At 70.0% G+C, this 16,169-nt stretch carries 14 protein-coding genes; 5 read left to right on the plus strand and 9 right to left on the minus strand.

What is annotated here, in order from left to right:
• Positions 1-11 precede the first annotated feature (11 nt).
• Positions 12-419 carry an SAP domain-containing protein gene (locus tag IEZ31_RS24570; protein ID WP_190252306.1) on the minus strand — a complete coding sequence of 136 codons (408 nt, stop codon included), beginning with the start codon at positions 417-419 and terminating at the stop codon, positions 12-14.
• Positions 420-431: 12 nt separating this feature from the next.
• Entirely contained in the window at positions 432-1,331 is a 900-nt protein-coding gene (locus tag IEZ31_RS24575) for a ParA family protein (protein WP_190252307.1), read from the minus strand.
• Positions 1,332-1,689: 358 nt separating this feature from the next.
• Between IEZ31_RS24575 and IEZ31_RS24580 the strand changes: the two genes are divergently transcribed.
• The gene (locus IEZ31_RS24580) at positions 1,690-2,067 is read left to right on the plus strand and encodes a hypothetical protein (protein ID WP_190252308.1); all 378 of its coding nucleotides are present in this window, start codon (positions 1,690-1,692) and stop codon (positions 2,065-2,067) included.
• Here IEZ31_RS24580 and IEZ31_RS24585 read toward each other — a convergent pair.
• Positions 2,064-2,366, minus strand: coding sequence for a hypothetical protein (locus tag IEZ31_RS24585; protein ID WP_190252331.1), 303 nt, complete (start codon positions 2,364-2,366; stop codon positions 2,064-2,066). The two genes, IEZ31_RS24580 and IEZ31_RS24585, sit on opposite strands and share 4 nt — an antisense overlap.
• A 465-nt stretch (positions 2,367-2,831) precedes the next feature.
• Between IEZ31_RS24585 and IEZ31_RS24590 the strand changes: the two genes are divergently transcribed.
• Entirely contained in the window at positions 2,832-3,932 is a 1,101-nt protein-coding gene (locus IEZ31_RS24590) for a rhomboid-like protein (protein ID WP_190252309.1), read from the plus strand.
• A 24-nt stretch (positions 3,933-3,956) separates the two neighbouring features.
• Here the strand turns inward: IEZ31_RS24590 and IEZ31_RS24595 are convergent, their stop codons facing one another.
• On the minus strand, positions 3,957-5,492 hold the full coding sequence (locus IEZ31_RS24595) for a TIGR04013 family B12-binding domain/radical SAM domain-containing protein (protein WP_229835805.1): 1,536 nt from the start codon (positions 5,490-5,492) through the stop codon (positions 3,957-3,959).
• A 217-nt stretch (positions 5,493-5,709) separates the two neighbouring features.
• Between IEZ31_RS24595 and IEZ31_RS24600 the strand changes: the two genes are divergently transcribed.
• Complete coding sequence (locus IEZ31_RS24600; RefSeq protein ID WP_190252310.1) at positions 5,710-6,153, plus strand: SH3 domain-containing protein; 444 nt, start codon at positions 5,710-5,712, stop codon at positions 6,151-6,153.
• A 285-nt stretch (positions 6,154-6,438) separates the two neighbouring features.
• On the opposite strand, the gene IEZ31_RS24605 is transcribed toward IEZ31_RS24600, so the two are convergent.
• The 3 genes from IEZ31_RS24605 to IEZ31_RS24615 form a co-directional block, all read right to left on the minus strand.
• Positions 6,439-7,728, minus strand: coding sequence for a cellulase family glycosylhydrolase (locus tag IEZ31_RS24605; protein WP_190252311.1), 1,290 nt, complete (start codon positions 7,726-7,728; stop codon positions 6,439-6,441).
• 200 nt (positions 7,729-7,928) lie between these two features.
• On the minus strand, positions 7,929-9,350 hold the full coding sequence (gene gltX / locus IEZ31_RS24610; protein WP_190252312.1) for a glutamate--tRNA ligase: 1,422 nt from the start codon (positions 9,348-9,350) through the stop codon (positions 7,929-7,931).
• Positions 9,347-9,814, minus strand: coding sequence for a MarR family winged helix-turn-helix transcriptional regulator (locus tag IEZ31_RS24615; protein WP_190252313.1), 468 nt, complete (start codon positions 9,812-9,814; stop codon positions 9,347-9,349). Before IEZ31_RS24615 ends, gltX begins: the two co-directional genes overlap by 4 nt.
• Positions 9,815-9,948: 134 nt before the next feature.
• Here IEZ31_RS24615 and IEZ31_RS24620 point away from each other — a divergent pair, with 134 nt between their 5' ends.
• The gene (locus IEZ31_RS24620) at positions 9,949-13,122 is read left to right on the plus strand and encodes an efflux RND transporter permease subunit (protein ID WP_190252314.1); all 3,174 of its coding nucleotides are present in this window, start codon (positions 9,949-9,951) and stop codon (positions 13,120-13,122) included.
• A 326-nt stretch (positions 13,123-13,448) separates the two neighbouring features.
• Here IEZ31_RS24620 and IEZ31_RS24625 read toward each other — a convergent pair whose 3' ends face one another.
• Both IEZ31_RS24625 and IEZ31_RS24630 read right to left on the minus strand, forming a co-directional pair.
• Complete coding sequence (locus IEZ31_RS24625) at positions 13,449-13,817, minus strand: hypothetical protein (protein WP_190252315.1); 369 nt, start codon at positions 13,815-13,817, stop codon at positions 13,449-13,451.
• Positions 13,818-13,882: 65 nt separating this feature from the next.
• On the minus strand, positions 13,883-15,235 hold the full coding sequence (locus IEZ31_RS24630; protein WP_190252316.1) for a GH1 family beta-glucosidase: 1,353 nt from the start codon (positions 15,233-15,235) through the stop codon (positions 13,883-13,885).
• A 46-nt stretch (positions 15,236-15,281) separates the two neighbouring features.
• Here IEZ31_RS24630 and IEZ31_RS24635 point away from each other — a divergent pair, with 46 nt between their 5' ends.
• Positions 15,282-16,055: an aldo/keto reductase gene (locus tag IEZ31_RS24635; protein WP_190252317.1), complete on the plus strand. Its 774-nt coding sequence runs from the start codon at positions 15,282-15,284 to the stop codon at positions 16,053-16,055.
• Positions 16,056-16,169 lie beyond the last annotated feature (114 nt).

Raw genomic sequence — 16,169 nt, forward strand, 5'->3', positions numbered from 1 at the left:
GTGGGGGAGGGTCAGCGTTCGGCGGTCATTCGGGTGATTGCGTCGGCGTCCAGGCGGCGGCCGACGGCCCACTCGACGAGCGTGTCGAGCAGCTTGGGCTTCAGGCCCGTCGCGGTGACGCCGAACGCCTTTGCGAGCTCCTTCAGCTGCGGGGCGGTCAGCTTCAGGTCGACCTCGAGATAGCGGCGGGCGTCGGCCCGGTTGCCGAGCTGGCGCAGGGTCGTCTCGATCTCCGCCACCGGCCGGGGGAGCGGCTTGCCCGCGGCGGCGGTGGCCTTCGCCGGACGGCCGCCCTTGGGCACCAGCTCCAGCTTGGCCGCGCCGCTGGCGAGGTCCTGCAGTTGGTCGGCCGGCAACGCCTTCACGAACGCGGCGACGCGAAGCAGCACCTCATGGGCGAGGTCGGCCGGGTCGGTCATCGGGACGCTCCTTCAGATCCTGGTCCGCGCGAGAAACTCGCTGGTCAGCTGCTGCAGCTCGTATCGTAGGGTCTCGATCGTGGTGTTGCCCGGAGGGGCCAGCACGATCGGCAGGCTGCTCGCGCCGGCCGCGGTGACGGCCGTCTTGTTGTCCCGCATGCTCTGCCGGAAGACCGGGATCTCGATCTCGGTGGTGTTCGTGACCGAGTCGCGCTGGGACGTGAGCCACTGCCCGTTCGAGGCCCATTGGACCATCGTGTAGACGACGCCGATCAGCTCCGGGTTGATCTGGTCGGGCGCGATCGAGTTGTACTCCTCGATCAACCCGGTGAGCCGGGCCCGCAGGTAGTCGATGCCCAGCGTGGACAGGTAGTCGGGGCGGGCCGGGACGATCACGTGATCGCTGGCGACGATCGCCGTGCGGGTGACCATGTTGAAGTTCGGCGCGCAGTCGATGAGCACCGAGTCGTAGCCGGCGAACTCCTGGTCCAGCAGGGCGTCGGCGAGCGCCCGGTGCACGGGCAGGTACCTCGGGTGCTGCTTGAGGAACCGTGCGCCGCCCAGCATCGCCGCGAGGTCCAGGTCGACCTCGATCAGGCCGAGGTGGGCCGGCAGCAGGTGGACCTGGCCGCCGCGGGGCTGGACCACCGCGTTGATCTCCCGCGGGGTGAGCACGAACCGGTGCAGGGGCTCCGCCCGCTGGTTGATGAAGCCCTGGAACCACTGCAGGATCGTCAGCTTCTCCTCGGTGAAGTCCTGCGGGCGGTAGAAGGAGAACGTCAGGCTGGCCTGGGGGTCGAGGTCGACCAGCAGGACCTTGCGGCCGCGGGCGGCCAGCTCGGCGCCGATGTTCGCGGTCAGGGTGGTCTTGCCGACGCCGCCCTTGTAGTTGATCACCGACACGACGCTCATGGCAGCAGCATGCCACCGCTGCGCACGGTTTGTCGTCGCGCCGTCACCCGGTTAGGGTGAATTCCTACTATGTCGATAGGCAAATGAGGTGAGCCGTGGCGTTGCCGGACTTCCTGGTGGCGGGCGTGCCGAAGGCGGGCACGTCCGCGTTGCACGCGGCGCTGGTGCGCCATCCCCAGCTGTACCTCCCGGACATCAAAGAGCCCAAGTTCTTCCTCACCGACGGCCCGCCACCCCGGATCGGCGGCCCGGGGGACCGGCAGACCTACCAGGAGCACGTCTGGCGGAGCGCCGACTACGAGGCGCTGTTCGACCCGGCCCCGCCGGGCACGCTCAGGGGCGAGGCGACGCCGACCGCATGTCCACGTGGTACGCGACGAGCCCCGACGGCCTGGACTGGACCTGGCGCGGCGTGGCCCTGGCCGGCCGCCCGGGCTCGTGGGACGCCCGGGGCGTCCGGCTGGCCGCGGTGCTGCCGGTGACGGGCGGCCTGGTGGCGGCGTACGACGGCCGCGCGACGGCCGAGGAGAACTGGGAGGAGCGCACGGGCACCGCCGCGGCGCCGCTGCTGCCGGACGGCTCGTTCGGCCCGTTCACCGTCGATCCCTCCCCGCCCTGCCAGTCCCCGTTCGCCCCGCACGGCCTGCGGTACGTGTCGGTGGCGGGCAACCGGCTCTACTACGAGGCCACGCGGGCCGACGGTGCGCACGAGCTGCGCACGGAACTGCTGACCTAGGGTCTTCCTGCGACGAACCCACCGGACAGGTCCCGGATCCGGGCGACGAGCGCGAGGATGTAGGGGTCGCGCTCGAACCGTCCGAACCCGCCCCCGAAGCGGTTGGCGCGCGCCTCGAAGAAGAGACAGGCCCGCAGCACGTCGACGTCGTCCCCGAGGGTTCCGTCCTTGTTCCACGTATCGCGGGCGGTGGGCGCCGGGTGCTGCCCGTGCAGGGCGTAGCCGTCGTAGCTGTGCGCGAAGGCGGAGATCTCCTCGATCCCGGCCCCGGGACCGGGCACCGGCACCGGCTCACCCATCGAGCGTCCGCACCGACGCCGGGAGCAGGCGCGGGAGCAGCTCGGCGTGCCCGAACCGGTGGATCCGGTCGTCCAGCGCGGCGAACGGCCCGCCCACCACCGTGCCATCACCCCCGGCGTCGTTCCCAGGCTGCGAAGCCGATCGGATTCGAACCGGCGTCCTGCGCTACCGCCTCGCCCGCGCCGGATCATACGGGAGCTCACTGACACGTTCCGGCGACGAACCCTGGCAGCATGGGCGGTGAACGGCTGCGACCTGGTTGATTGCGGCGCGGTACACTCCAATTGGAAGATCATCTGGGCAGGTCGGATCTCATGAGCGTGAGAAGCCGGCGACGGTTGTACCGGGATTTGCCTGGCCTTGCGCCGGCGTCCTACCTCCCTGGCGGCGACCTCGCCGATGCTCTTCGCGGTGCGGCGGGCTGGACCGCCAGGACAAGTGTTTGCCTGCGCTTCCTTGCGCGAGTGCGGATCGCCCCGCTGTACGTGCTGATCATCGTCGTCATCAATGTCGTCCTCAACCACGCCGTCAGCGCGGAAACCCGGACGCAGGTCGTCCTCGCCAACTCCACCAACGTGGACAACCTGCAGCACCACCGGATCTGGACGTTGGTCACCAGCGCCTTCGTGCTCGACGAGCGGGCCGGCGTGGGCGCGATGGTCTCGCTGCTGCTGCTCCTGTCCGTGGCCGAGGTGCTGTGGGGGTGGCGGCGACTGCTCGTGGTGTTCTTCCTGTCCAACGCCGTGGCCAGCTGCCTCGTGTACGGCCTGTTGCTGGTGGGCGTCCGCGGCAACTGGCTGGGCGGCGCGGTCACCATGGCCAGCGACGTGGGCACGAGCTACGGCTCACACGCCGTCGGCGGCGCGCTCGCGCTCACCCTGCCCCTGCGTGCACGGCGCTTCCTGGTGCCGTTGGCGGTCCTGGTCGTGGTCGTGCCGTTGCTGGACGGGGCGACCTTCACCGACACCGGGCACCTGCTGGCCGTCCTCCTGGGCTTCGCCGCCGGCTGGCAGATGCGCCGGCGTCCGCTGGCCGGGTGCCGGCTCCGCCGGACCCTGCGGTGCCCGGGCCGGACCGTCGCCTACTCGTTCGACGACGTGACGCAGGCCCGGGCCGCACTGCTCACGGTGCTGCGCCTGCACGAACACCGTCAGGCACGCCTCGACGACGCCGTCGCCGCCTGCTCCGACCAGGCGGACCGGATACACGTGCGGGAAACCCGGGACATGAGCGCGATCGACGGCGCCCTCGCCGGCGGCACCTGGGGGGTGCTGCTGGGCACCTTCGTCGGCATCCCGCTGATCGGCCTGGTCATCGGCGCCGTCGGCATCGCGACGGTGGCACGTCGGCGCGACGCCGGCCTCAACGACACCACCGTGGAGAGGACGATGCGCGCCCTGCCGACCGGCCGGGCCGCACTCCTGCTGCTGGCCGACCCGGCCGGCGAGCCGGCACTGACCCGCGCACTCGCCCGGGCCGGTGGCACCCCGGTGCCCGAGGTCGCTCGGGAACCGGGCGCCGCTCGACCGGACCGGGACGGGTCACCGGGTGGTGAGCGGACATGACACGGTTTCGCGGGGACACCATGCCTATTCGGGAGTTGAGTGGATCGGCAACAACGTCCTGCTTCGTCCCGGCCGTGGATAGGCTTCCGCGGCAGCCGCAAGTCGTGCGGCGTGTTCGCGTTGGCGTTGCCAGTGTCCGTAGAGCGCGCCCTGTTGTGACAGCCTGTCAACGGCCCGGATGGTCTCGGGGTCGACGTCGCCGGGTGGGGCGTCCCGCCAGGGGGTGCCAGGCAGGGGCATGAAGGTGTGGGCGTGGATCCGGGCGCCCAGGTCGGCCAGTTCCTTGGCGAGGTTCAACGAGGCGTCGACGTCGGCCTGATCCTCGCCGGGCATGCCGAAGATCATGTCGACGTTGATGCGGAAACCTTCCTCGACGCCGAGGCGGGCGGCGCGCATGACCTCCTCGACGCCGTGGCCGCGTTTGGCTGCGTCGAGGACGCGGTCGGAGCCGGACTGGGCGCCGACGATGATGTTGTTGTTCGAGCAGTACTTCTTGACGAGCTGAAGCGCCTCGCGGGTGACGTGCTCGGGGCGGATCTCGCTGGGGAACGAGCCGAAGAAGACCCGCCCGTCCGGGCCGATGCCTTCTTTGCACGTGGCGAGCAGTTCCTCGACCGCGTCGAGGTTCGGCGACTCGTCCTGGCTGCCGTAGGACAGCGCGGTCGGCGTGATGAACCGGACGTCCCGCAGCCCGCGCGCCCGCATCTCGTCGACGTGCCAGCGGACGTTCTCCACACTGCGGTGTCGGAAGCGGGCCGAGAACATGAAGGGGGTTTGACAGAACCTGCAGGAAAACGCACATCCCCGAGTGATCTCAAGAGCGTTGAACCGGTGCCAGCGCAGCGAGAACCCGCGGAACGTGTCCAGCGGCAAGCGTTCCGGGCGGCCGGTCTTGACCACCTTGCCGGCGGCGTCGCGGTACGCCAGGCCGGTCACGCCGACCGGGTCACCGCCCGCGTCGACCAACTTGAGCAGCGTCGTCTCACCCTCACCGATCGCCGCGACGTCCCAGCCGGCGTCCAGCGTCTGCACCGGCTCCGCCGTGGCGTGCACTCCACCGGCGACGTGCAGCGCGCCGGGCGCGGCTGCCTTGATGGTCGTCAGTTCGGCGGCGAGCGCCTCGGCGTCGGGGGAGTAGAACGACCACAGCACGAGCACCCGCTTGGCGCGGTTCAGCCCCGCCTCGATTGCCGTGGTCGTCGCCTCCGGCGTCTCGGCGAGGACCACCTCGTACGAGGTGGTGGTCTCGTGTTCTTCGAGCGCGCCGAGCAGCACGTGGAAGCCGTACGTGACGGCCTTGCGGTAGCGCAGCACCAAGACGAGGTCGACGGAGCTCACCACCACATCCTGCCAGGGCGGCGGTTCGGTCAAGCCGATCGGTCGGTGACGAACACGCGCGTCCGGGCTGGCCGACGCCCAGACCCCGCGCCTTCGGCTCGACCATGGCGACTCCAGCAGGTTGCTTGCGCACCGTACATGACTGAGTACTCGCCGCAGTCGACCAGAGTATTGACCTCTGCCAATTAGCGATCTAGCGTGATATCCGTCGATTCGAACCACGACGGGGGACCAGAAGTGGATTCAGTCCGACTATGCATATCACGAACGATTCCCGCGGCAGCCGTTCCTTCGTCCGACGCACCGTGACGACAGCGTTGAACCAAACGTAGCTGCGTCTTTCTTCATCACCTGACGACACGACGGGGTCGGTGAATCCCTGCTGGCCACCACTGGGCCGGCGATCGCGGCCCGTGATGCAGCTCCGACTCTCATTTCCGTGGCTCACGCCGCGGCCTCAATGCTGCCGGCACCCACAGTTGCCGGTAATCAACTCATCATCGGAGGTATCATGGGTAGCGCACTTCGACGCCTTCGGGCAGCGGTTACCACGGTCGGACTTGGCGTCGCCGCGACTGCGGTCGTTGTCATCCCGACCGCTGGGACCGCATTCGCAGCGAGTTGCCCGGACAACAACCATCCCAATCTCGATGGCAGAGCCGGAAACCTGTTCATCGCCTCCAACGCTCGAATCCGGACTGGCCCGTCGACCAACTGCACCTCAGTCGGCCAGGGACAACTGAACCACTGGGTGACCTACTATTGCTGGAAGAACGGCGACGGCGGTACCTGGACATATCTCTACGACTGGACCATCAACGTGTCCGGCTGGGTCAGCGACAGCCTGCTGTCGCAGAGTGGTTCCCAGTCATCCTGTGTCTGATGAGAGGTCAGTCATTCCCCGCACCTAGGTGGCGATGACGGGATGCTGTCGCCCGGCTGACGTGCGACCACGACTGAACGTCGACGTCGGCCATGGTCTGCCGGGCGACGGCAAGCATTGGAAATAACCGTGGCCTGGACCGGGCTCGGGCTCGTCGTCGCGGCCTGGGCGGTGCACCTGCTGCGCGGCGGGCGGCTGCCCGCCGCGGGCTGCTGGAAGCTGCGGGCCGCGGACTGGTCCGGGTGGAGTTGGCCGTGCCACTGGGCGTCGTCACGGTTCGAAAGCTCAGTGGGCCGGCGGCGTGACGGCGTAGACCAGGGCCGAGCGCGGCGAGCGCTTGCCCAGGATGTCCCGGGAGTAGACCGCGTAGGCGTACTCCGTGGAGCCCTTCAGGCCGGTCAGCTTCACCTCGGTCCGGCCGGTCGTCATCACGCGGGACTCGGTGGCACCGTTCAGCGCGACGACCTGGTACGTCGTCCCGCCCACCGAGCCGGGGCGGCGCTGCCAGCGCAGGGTCACGCTGCCGTTGGACACGTCGGACACCACCAGGCCCTGCGGCGCGCGGCTGCGGCGGTCGACGGCACCGGCGGTACCGTTGCGGAACACCGTCGCCTCGCGAGTGTCCGTGTCCAGACCGTTGGGGCCGCTGATGAACCGCTGGCCCCAGGCCGTGCGGCTGGCGGGGTCGAAGTCGTGCACCAGGTCGAGATAGCTGTACTGCTTGTCGTTGCCGCTCCACGACCAGCCGAAGTACCCGAGCTCGTGCGCCTCCGCGTAGGCCATGATGGCGTCCTCGTCGGGGTCGCCCCACTGGTGCTCGCCGGAGAACTCGCCGACGAGGATCGGCAGGCGGCGCTTCGTGAACGAGCCGAGGTAGCTGTTGACCTTGGCGGCGTTGTTGAACTGGCCGTACATGTGGATGTCGAACGCCGTGTTGCCGTCCGGGTCGGCCGCGACGACCTGCTCGGCCTGGTCGCGCATGACGAACGACTCGTCCTGGCCCCAGCCGGGTCCGCCGACCATGAGCAGGTGCCGGAAGCCGGCGGCGCGCAGGGTGCGGATCGCGTCGGAGGTCTGCTGCGCCCACGGCATCGTCGTACCGTTGCCGAACGGCTCGTTGGCGATGTTGATGATGACGTGGTCCTCGTGGCCGGCGAGCACGTCGCGCAGCCCCAACCAGTACTTCACCGCCTGAGCCATCGTGGCGGCCTTCTTGTCCTGCCCGAAGCCGGTCGTGTCGTGCGCGTCGAAGATGCAGATCAGCCGGTTGGCCTCGCACAGTTTCACGAGGTTGGCGACCTCGGCGGGCTTGGCCTCCCGCCACTGGTGGCCCATGCCGAGCGGAAGGCGGGCCGCGTTCGCGCCGGCGGCCTTGATCCCGGCGAACGAGGCGCTTTTGTCCGGGTACCACATGACGTCGTGGTTCATCCCGCGCAGCACCAGGTCGCTGCCGTTGGCCTCGACGATCCGCCCGTCGCGCACGTGAATCCCCGGGCCGCGCTCCACGGCCCGCGCGGGTGCCGCGGGGAGTCCCACCGCGGCCAGGACGATCGCGACCACCAGCACGCCTCTCACGGCGAGTCCGGCTACCCGTCCGTCGGCCGCCCTACCCGCGCCGCGGGGTGATCCCGGGCGCGCGCGCCGCGGGTAGGGCGGCCGCTCAGACTGACGTTGGTCGATCTACCCTCGATTGGATCTCGAAAACCGAGGGTAGATCGACCAACGTCTCTCAGTGAGCGGTCGGATGCGGGGCGTGGTCGGGTGGTCGGGCCGGGCTAGAGCTTGGCGCGCGCCGCCCGCAGCCGCCCCAGCGTCCGGTCGCGCCCAAGGATCTCCAGCGACTCGAACAGCGGCAGCCCCACGGAGCGCCCGGTCACCGCGACCCGGATCGGCGCCTGCGCCTTGCCGAGCTTCAGCCCGCGCTCGGTGCCGACCGCCTCCAACGCCGCCTTCAGCGACTCGGCGTCCCACGACGATGCCTCGAAGGCCGCGATGGACGCGTCGAGCAGGTCGGCCGCGCCGTCCTTCATCGCCTTCGCCCAGGAGGCCTCGTCGGCCACCGGCTCGTCGAGGAAGGCGAAGTCCACGTTGGGCACGACCTCGGACAGCAGCGCGATGCGGGTCTGCGCGTGCGGGGCCAGGGCCTCGAACACCTTCGGGTCGTAGGCGGACGGGTCCCACGGTGGGGCGGGCACGTCGGTGCCGCCCGGTGCCACCGGCGTGCCGGTCAGCCACGGCTGGCAGGCCGCGACGAAGTCGGGCAGCGAGAGGGCCCGGATGTACTCGCCGTTGAACGCCCGCAGCTTCCGCTCGTCGAAGAAGGCCGGCGACGGGTTGACCTCCTCCAGGCGGAACTCGTCCTCGATCACCGACCAGGGCACGATCTCCCGGTCGCCCGAGGGTGCCCACCCGAGCAGCATGAGGTAGTTGCGCATGGCGTCGCTGAGGTAGCCCTCGTCGCGGTACTGCTCCAGGGCGACCTTGTCGCGGCGCTTCGAGAGCTTCTGGCGCTTCTCGTTGACCACGACGGGCACGTGCGCCCAGATCGGGGGAGTGTGGCCCAGGGCGACCCACAGCAGCTGCTGCTTCGGCGTGTTGGGCAGGTGCTCCTCGGCCCGGATGACGTGCGTGATGCCCATCGTCATGTCGTCGACGACGTTGGCCAGCAGGAACACCGCCGAGCCGTCGCCGCGGGCGATGACGAAGTCCTCGAGCAGCTTGTTCTCGAACGTGGGCTCGCCGCGCACCAGGTCGACCACGACCGTGCTGCCCTCGTCGGGCGTGCGGAAGCGCAGGGCGCGCCCCTCGCCGGGGCCGAGCGAGCGGTCGCGGCAGAAGCCGTCGTACCCACGGAACTGCGCGCCGGCCCGCTCCTGGACCATCTCGCGGGTGCAGCCGCAGTAGTACGCCTTGCCCTCCTGGTAGAGCCGGTGGGCGGCGGCGGTGTGCTGCTCGGCGTAGGTCGACTGGAAGTAGGGACCCTCGTAGGTGTCGCGGGCGATGCCGATCCAGGCGAGCGCGTTGAGGATGCCCTCGGTCCACTCCGGACGGTTGCGGGCGGCGTCCGTGTCCTCGATGCGCAGCACGAACACGCCGCCCTGCTGCTTGGCGTAGATCCAGTTCTGCAGCGCGGACCGGGCGCCGCCGACGTGGAACATGCCGGTCGGGGACGGGGCGAAGCGAACGCGAACAGTCACGCTTCCAGACTAGTGGGCTCCGGAAGCACGTTTTCCGGCAGTGCTATCCCTTGCTCCAGCGCCTCGGCCACCGCCGCGTCGCCGATGCGGGCCAGCACGGTCTCCAGCATCTCGAGGGTCTCGTCGTCGAGCCGGTCCAGCAGCCGCCGCTGGGCCCGGTTGCCGCTGTCCATGAGCTCGTCGAGGAGCTTGTGGCCCGCCGGGGAGAGGTGGATGCGGCGGATCCGCCGGTCGTGGGTGTCCTCGACGCGCGTGACGAGGCCCTGGCCGACCAGCCGGTCGACGATCCCGGAGAGCGTGGCCAACGTCACGCCGAGCAGGCGAGAAAGCTCCTGGCCGCCGATCCCTTCTTGCCGAGACACCAATAACAGCACCTTGAGCTGCTGCATTGTGAGGTTTACTGAGAAGATCGGGTTGGTTCGGTCGTACGCGACCAGGGAGCGCATGCGCTGCTCGGCCATCATCACCCGCTGCAGCAGGGCTTCCCTGTGAGTCTTCACAGGAATGTTTTACCCCCTGGATAAATTTTGTGCGAGCCTAACCGTTAGCATCGCACGAACTAACGTCTGTCTTAGCCGATCGGAAGAAGACTCCTGACATGTCGTTCCTCGCCCGGCTCAGTTTGGCGAACCGGGGGCTGGTCGCGATCATCGCGATCGTCGTCCTGGGCTTCGGCGCCATTGCCATTCCGTCGCTCAAGCAGCAACTGATCCCGTCGATCGAGTTCCCGGCCGCGTTCGTGGTCGCGCCCTATCCCGGCGTGTCGCCGGAGATCGTCGAGGAGCAGGTCACCAAGCCCATCGAGAGCGCGCTGCAGGGCGTGCCGGGGCTGTCCGACATCACGTCGACCAGCCGCGAGGGCGTCGCGACGGTGCAGGTGTCCTTCGACTTCGGCACCCCGATCGACGAGATCACCAACAAGATCCAGACGTCGATCACGCGGATCCGGTCGCAGCTGCCGTCGACCGTCGAGCCGCAGGTGATCGCCGGATCCACCGACGACCTGCCCGCGATCGTGCTCGCCGCGTCCAAGTCCGGCGACCAGATCGCGTTCGCGCAGCAGCTCAACGCGATCGTGGTGCCCGCGCTGCAGGGCATCGAGGGCGTCCGGGCCGTCGAGGTCACCGGCGCCGAGACGCAGAACGTGCTCATCACCCTCAGCCCGAAGGCGCTGTCCTCCGGCGTGAACTCGCAGACGCTCACCGCGGCCCTCAAGGCCAACGGCGTCTCGTTCCCGGCCGGCACGCTGACCGAGGGCGACCGCTCGCTCGCCGTGCAGGTCGGCGGCACGCTCGGCACGATCGACGAGCTCAAGGCGCTCAACGTCACCCCGACCACCAAGCTCGGTGACGTCGCCACGGTCGAGCTGAAGACCGTCGAGGCCACCTCGATCACCCGCACCGACGGCAAGCCGAGCCTGGGCATCGCGGTCACCGCGTCGCCCGACGGCAACCCCGTGCGGATCAGCCACGCGGTCCAGGACAAGCTGGCCGAGCTGCAGACGCAGCTGGGCGGCGACGCGAAGATCACGTCGATCTTCGACCAGGCGCCGTTCGTCGAGTCGTCCATCAAGAGCCTCACCACCGAGGGCGCGCTCGGCCTGCTGTTCGCGGTCATCGTGATCCTGGTGTTCCTGGTCTCGATCCGCTCGACGCTGGTCACCGCCGTGTCGATCCCGCTGTCGGTGGTCGTCGCGCTGATCGGGCTGTGGGTCGGCGACTACTCGCTCAACCTGCTCACGCTGGGCGCCCTGACGATCGCCGTCGGCCGCGTGGTCGACGACTCGATCGTGGTGCTGGAGAACATCAAACGCCATCTGGAGTACGGCGAGGAGAAGCGCCACGCGATCCTCACCGGCGTCCGCGAGGTGACAAGCGCCGTCGTCGCCTCGACGCTGACCACCGTCGCCGTGTTCCTCCCGATCGGCCTGGTCGGCGGGCTCGCCGGCGAGCTGTTCCGGCCGTTCGCGGTCACCATCGCGGTCGCGCTGGTCGCCTCGCTGTTCGTGTCGCTGACGGTGGTGCCGGTGCTCGCGTACTGGTTCCTGCGTCCCCCGAAGCAGCTCGGCATCGAGGAGCGCGAGGCCATCGAGGCCAGGGCGCTGGAGAAGGAGCGCCGCAGCCCGCTGCAGCGCGGCTACGTGCCGGTCATCAGCTGGGTCACCCGCTCCGCGGGCACCCGCTGGATCACCGTCGGCCTCAGCCTCGTCGTGTTCGTCCTGACGATCGGCTCGGCCACCCTGCTGAAGACGAACTTCATCGACCAGTCCGGCCAGACCGAGTTCTCCATCTCGCAGGAGCTGCCGCTCGGTGCCAGCCTGGCGACCACCGACGCCGCGGCGAAGAAGATCGAGGACATGCTGGCCAAGCGCGGCGACATCGAGGCCTACCAGGCCACCATCGGCGCCTCGTCCGGCTTCGGCTTCAGCGGCGCCCAGTCGACGAACACGGCGAACTTCTCGGTCACGGCCAAGGACGGCACCGACGTCGAGAAGGTCATCGAGGAGCTGCGCAGCGACGTCGCGGCGGCCGGCCAGGGCATCGGCACGGTGAAGATCAGCGGCGGCGGCAGCGGCGGCGGCTCCAGCGACCAGCTCGAGGTCGTCGTCAAGGCCAACACCACCGCCGACCTCACCAAGGCGGCGGAGCAGGTCCAGAAGGCGATGTCGGAGACCGCGGGCATCGCCGACGTCGAGAGCAACCTCTCGGCGAGCAACCCGCGCGTCGACGTCAAGGTGAAGCGCGACGCCGCCGCGCGGTACGGGCTGTCCGACGCCGCCATCGGTGGCATCGTCAGCGCCGCGTACCGCGGCCAGACCCTCACCGAGCTCACCATCGACGGCCAGCAGCGCGACCTGGTGCTGCGCTCCGGCCCGGCCCCGGCGTCGCTCGCCGAGCTCAAGGCCCTGCAGATCCCGGTCCAGGCCAACCCGCCGTTCGTGCGGCTCGACCAGGTCGCCGACGTCAGCGAGGGCGCCGGCCCGGCCGCCATCACCCGCATCGACGGCAACCGCAGCGCGTCGGTCACCGGCCGCTCGACGAGTGACAACCTCGGCGACGTCTCGACCAAACTGCAGAAGAAGCTCGACGGGCTCACCCTGCCGGCCGGCGCGACCGTCACCCTGGGCGGCGTCACGCAGGACCAGCAGGAGGCGTTCGGCCAGCTCGGCCTGGCCATGCTGGCGGCGATCGCGATCGTCTTCATCATCATGGTGGCGACGTTCCGCAGCGTGGCCCAGCCGCTGATCCTGCTCGTCTCGATCCCGTTCGCCGCGACCGGCGCGATCCTGCTGCTGCTCGCGACGAACACCCCGCTGGGCCTGCCGGCCATGATCGGCGTGCTCATGCTCATCGGCATCGTCGTGACCAACGCGATCGTGCTGATGGACCTCATCAACCAGTACCGCGAGAACGGCATGCCGGTCCGCGAGGCGGTCATCGAGGGCGGCCGGCGCCGCCTGCGCCCGATCCTCATGACGGCGGTGGCGACGATCTGCGCCCTGCTCCCGATGGCCATCGGCCTCACCGGCGAGGGCGGCTTCATCTCGCAGCCCCTGGCGATCGTGGTCATCGGCGGCCTGATCAGCAGCACGCTGCTGACCCTGGTGCTGGTCCCGACCCTCTACTCGATGGTCGAGGGCCGCAAGGAGCGCCGGCGCCTCAAGCGGGAGGGCCGCCACGCTTCGCCGGTCACCGCCAGCGAGATCGAGGACGGCTCGGACGGCGAGGGTCGCCACCGGGTCGACCCGCTGGAGCCCGCCCCCTCCCACTAGGAGCGATTCGGCACGAACCGAGGCCGGCCGTCACTGCGACGGCCGGCCTCGTTGACGCTGGGTGGCCGCGAACCTAACGGCCGCGACCGACAACGTCGCGGTCGCCGGCTACGACGTCTCCGTCAACGGCCAGCACTACGGCCCCACCAGCCGCACCAGCCTCACCGTGCCCCCGCTCGGCTACGGCACGTTCGCGTTCCGGGTGGTCGCCTTCGACGGGCCGGGCTGCAGTCCGCGCCGCTCGCCGTCACGATCGCGATCGACCCGCCGCCGAGCCCCGGCGCGTAGGCCGTGTCGGGTCGGGCGCTGTTCCGGTCCGGAACAAGCTAGGGCTTGTGCGGGCAGCGGTGGATCGGGCGGCGCGGGATGCGGGCCGGGCGGCGGATCGAGACCAGCCGGGCCGGCCGGACCGCCGGGACCGGCGCCGAGCCGGGCGCCGGCGCGGGAGCGCCGGACACCGCGGCCAGGTGGGACGACAGCGCCGCGTGCAGCAGCGTGGGCGGCGGCGACGGCATCCGGCGGTTGACGACGGGAGCGGCGCTCCGCTGCGCAGGGACGCGGGACGGCGTGGGCGGCGCGACCGGGAGCGGCGCCGGCGCCTCGTCCTTCGCCGGGCGGGTCACGACGAACGCCACGACGGCCGCGACGACGACCGGGACCAGGTAGAGCAGGGCTCCGGCGTATTGCTCGGTCACGACGACTCCCAACGCTGCGCACAACTGACCCGCGCAACGCTACGGACTGCCCCGCATCCACCGTGTCATCCGGTCGGTTCGCCCTGCAAGTCCGGCCGGGGTGCAGCTGAGGTGCAAACCTGCCGGTACCAGTCGAACGATCGGCGCTTCGTGCGGACCTGGGTCTCGAAGTCCACGTGCACCAGGCCGAACCGCTGGCCGTAGCCCTCGGCCCACTCGAAGTTGTCCATGAGTGACCAGGTGCAGTAGCCGTGCACCTCGACGCCGGCCCGCATCGCGGCTTGGAGCGCCTCCAGGTGGCCGGAGATGTAGTCGATGCGGAACTGGTCGTCGACGTCGGGCCAGGACGTGCCGCTCTCGGTGATCCAGATCGGGGGCAGCTTCTCGCCGTACCGCTCCTTGAAGCCGACCAGCAGCTCGCGCAGGCCGTCGGGCACGACCGGCCAGCCGAACGCCGACTGCGGGTACCCCTCGATCGGCAGGCGGGCGAACGGCAGCCCGTCCTCGCCCGAGGGCGCGCCGATCAGGCTCGGGTTGTAGTAGTTCACGCCGAGGGCCTCGATCGGCTGGGAGATGACGTCGAGGTCGCCCTCCATGACGACGGCGTCCACGTCGACCCCGGCCAGCAGGGCCTCGAAACCCGCCGGGTAGGCACCCAGCAGTACCGGATCCGTGAAAAGGTGGTTCTGGACCATGTCGTAGAAGAGCGCGGCGCCGCGGTCGGCGTCGGTGTCGCCGGCGAGCCACACGGGTGAGTAGTTGTTCGCCAGGGTGATCGGGGCGCGGGAGTGCCGTCGCAGCGCCGACACGGCCAGGCCGTGGGCGAGCAGCAGGTGGTGCACGACGAACGGGTAGCCCTCCGGCGGCAGGGTCTGGCCCGGCGCGTGGATGCCCTGCACGTGGCCGAGGGCGAAGTGGATGTACGGCTCGTTGAGCGTGCACCACAGCTTCACCCGGTCGCCGAGGCGCTCGCCGACGAGCTCCGCGTACTCGCCGAAGCGCATCGCCGTGTCCCGGTTGCTCCAGCCGCCCTGGTCCTGCAGCGCCTGCGGCAGGTCCCAGTGGAAGAGCGTCGCGACCGGGTCGATGCCCCGGGCCAGCAGCCCGTCGACCAGCCGGTCGTAGAAGTCCAGGCCGGCGCTCACGGCCGGGCCGTCGCCGGTCGGCTGGATGCGCGGCCAGGCCACCGAGAACCGGTAGGCGCCGGCGCCCAGCTCCGCGATCAGGTCGAGGTCCGACTCCCAGCGGTGGTAGTGGTCGCACGCCACGTCGCCGGTCTCGCCGCGGGCCACCTTGCCCGGCGTGTGCGCGAACGTGTCCCAGATGGACGGTCCTCGCCCGTCCTCGGCGACGGCGCCCTCGATCTGGTAGGAGGCGGTGGACACTCCGAAGCGGAACCCTGGCGGAAACTCCAACATGAGCGCACGCTACTCGGTCCGGACAAGGCGCGGGCAGTATGGGGGAATGGCACATGAGATCCCCACCGCCGAACTCGCGCCCGGCGTCGCGCTGCCGGTCGTCGGCTTCGGCACCTGGCAGATCACCGGCACGTCCGCGTACGAGTCGACCCGCACGGCGCTCGACGTGGGCTACCGCCACATCGACACGGCCACCATGTACGGCAACGAGGCCGAGATCGGGCGCGCGCTGCGCGACAGCGGCCTGGACCGCTCGGACGTCTTCATCACCACCAAGCTGCCGCCGTCACAGGCCGGCCGCGAGCGGCAGACCATCGAGGCCAGCCTGAAGGCCCTCGGCGTCGACTACGTCGACCTGTGGCTCATCCACTGGCCCCCGTCGCGCGGCAAGTCGCTGCCGACCTGGGTGTCGTTCCTCGAGCAGCGCGACGCCGGCCGGGCCCGCTCGCTCGGGGTGAGCAACTACGACGCGCAGCTCATCGACGAGCTGATCCGCGAGACGGGGGAGACCCCGGTGGTCAACCAGGTCTCCTGGAGCCCGTCCGAGCACGACCCGAAGTTCCTCGACGAGATGCGGGAGCGTCGCATCGTGGTGGAGGGCTACAGTTCGCTGAAGAACACGCGGCTCGACGACCCGCGCCTCGTCGCGATCGCCGCGGCCCACGATGCCACGGTGCCCCAGGTGGTACTGCGGTGGCAGCTCCACCACGACATCGTGATCATCCCCAAGTCCACCCGCGAGTCCCGCATGCGGGAGAACCTCGCGGTGCTCGGCTTCGAGCTGACCGCGGACGAGATCGCCGCGATCGACGCGGTCTAGCTGATGTTGGTCGGGGCCTGTCGGCTCTGGACCCGACCTAGTGCAGCACCGCGTTAGTTCGTCGGGGGTGTGAGCCAGGCGGTGGGGTTGTTGAGGTAGAGGCCGCAGGCGCAG

This window comes from Dactylosporangium sucinum, assembly GCF_014647515.1.
GTDB lineage: Bacteria > Actinomycetota > Actinomycetes > Mycobacteriales > Micromonosporaceae > Dactylosporangium > Dactylosporangium sucinum.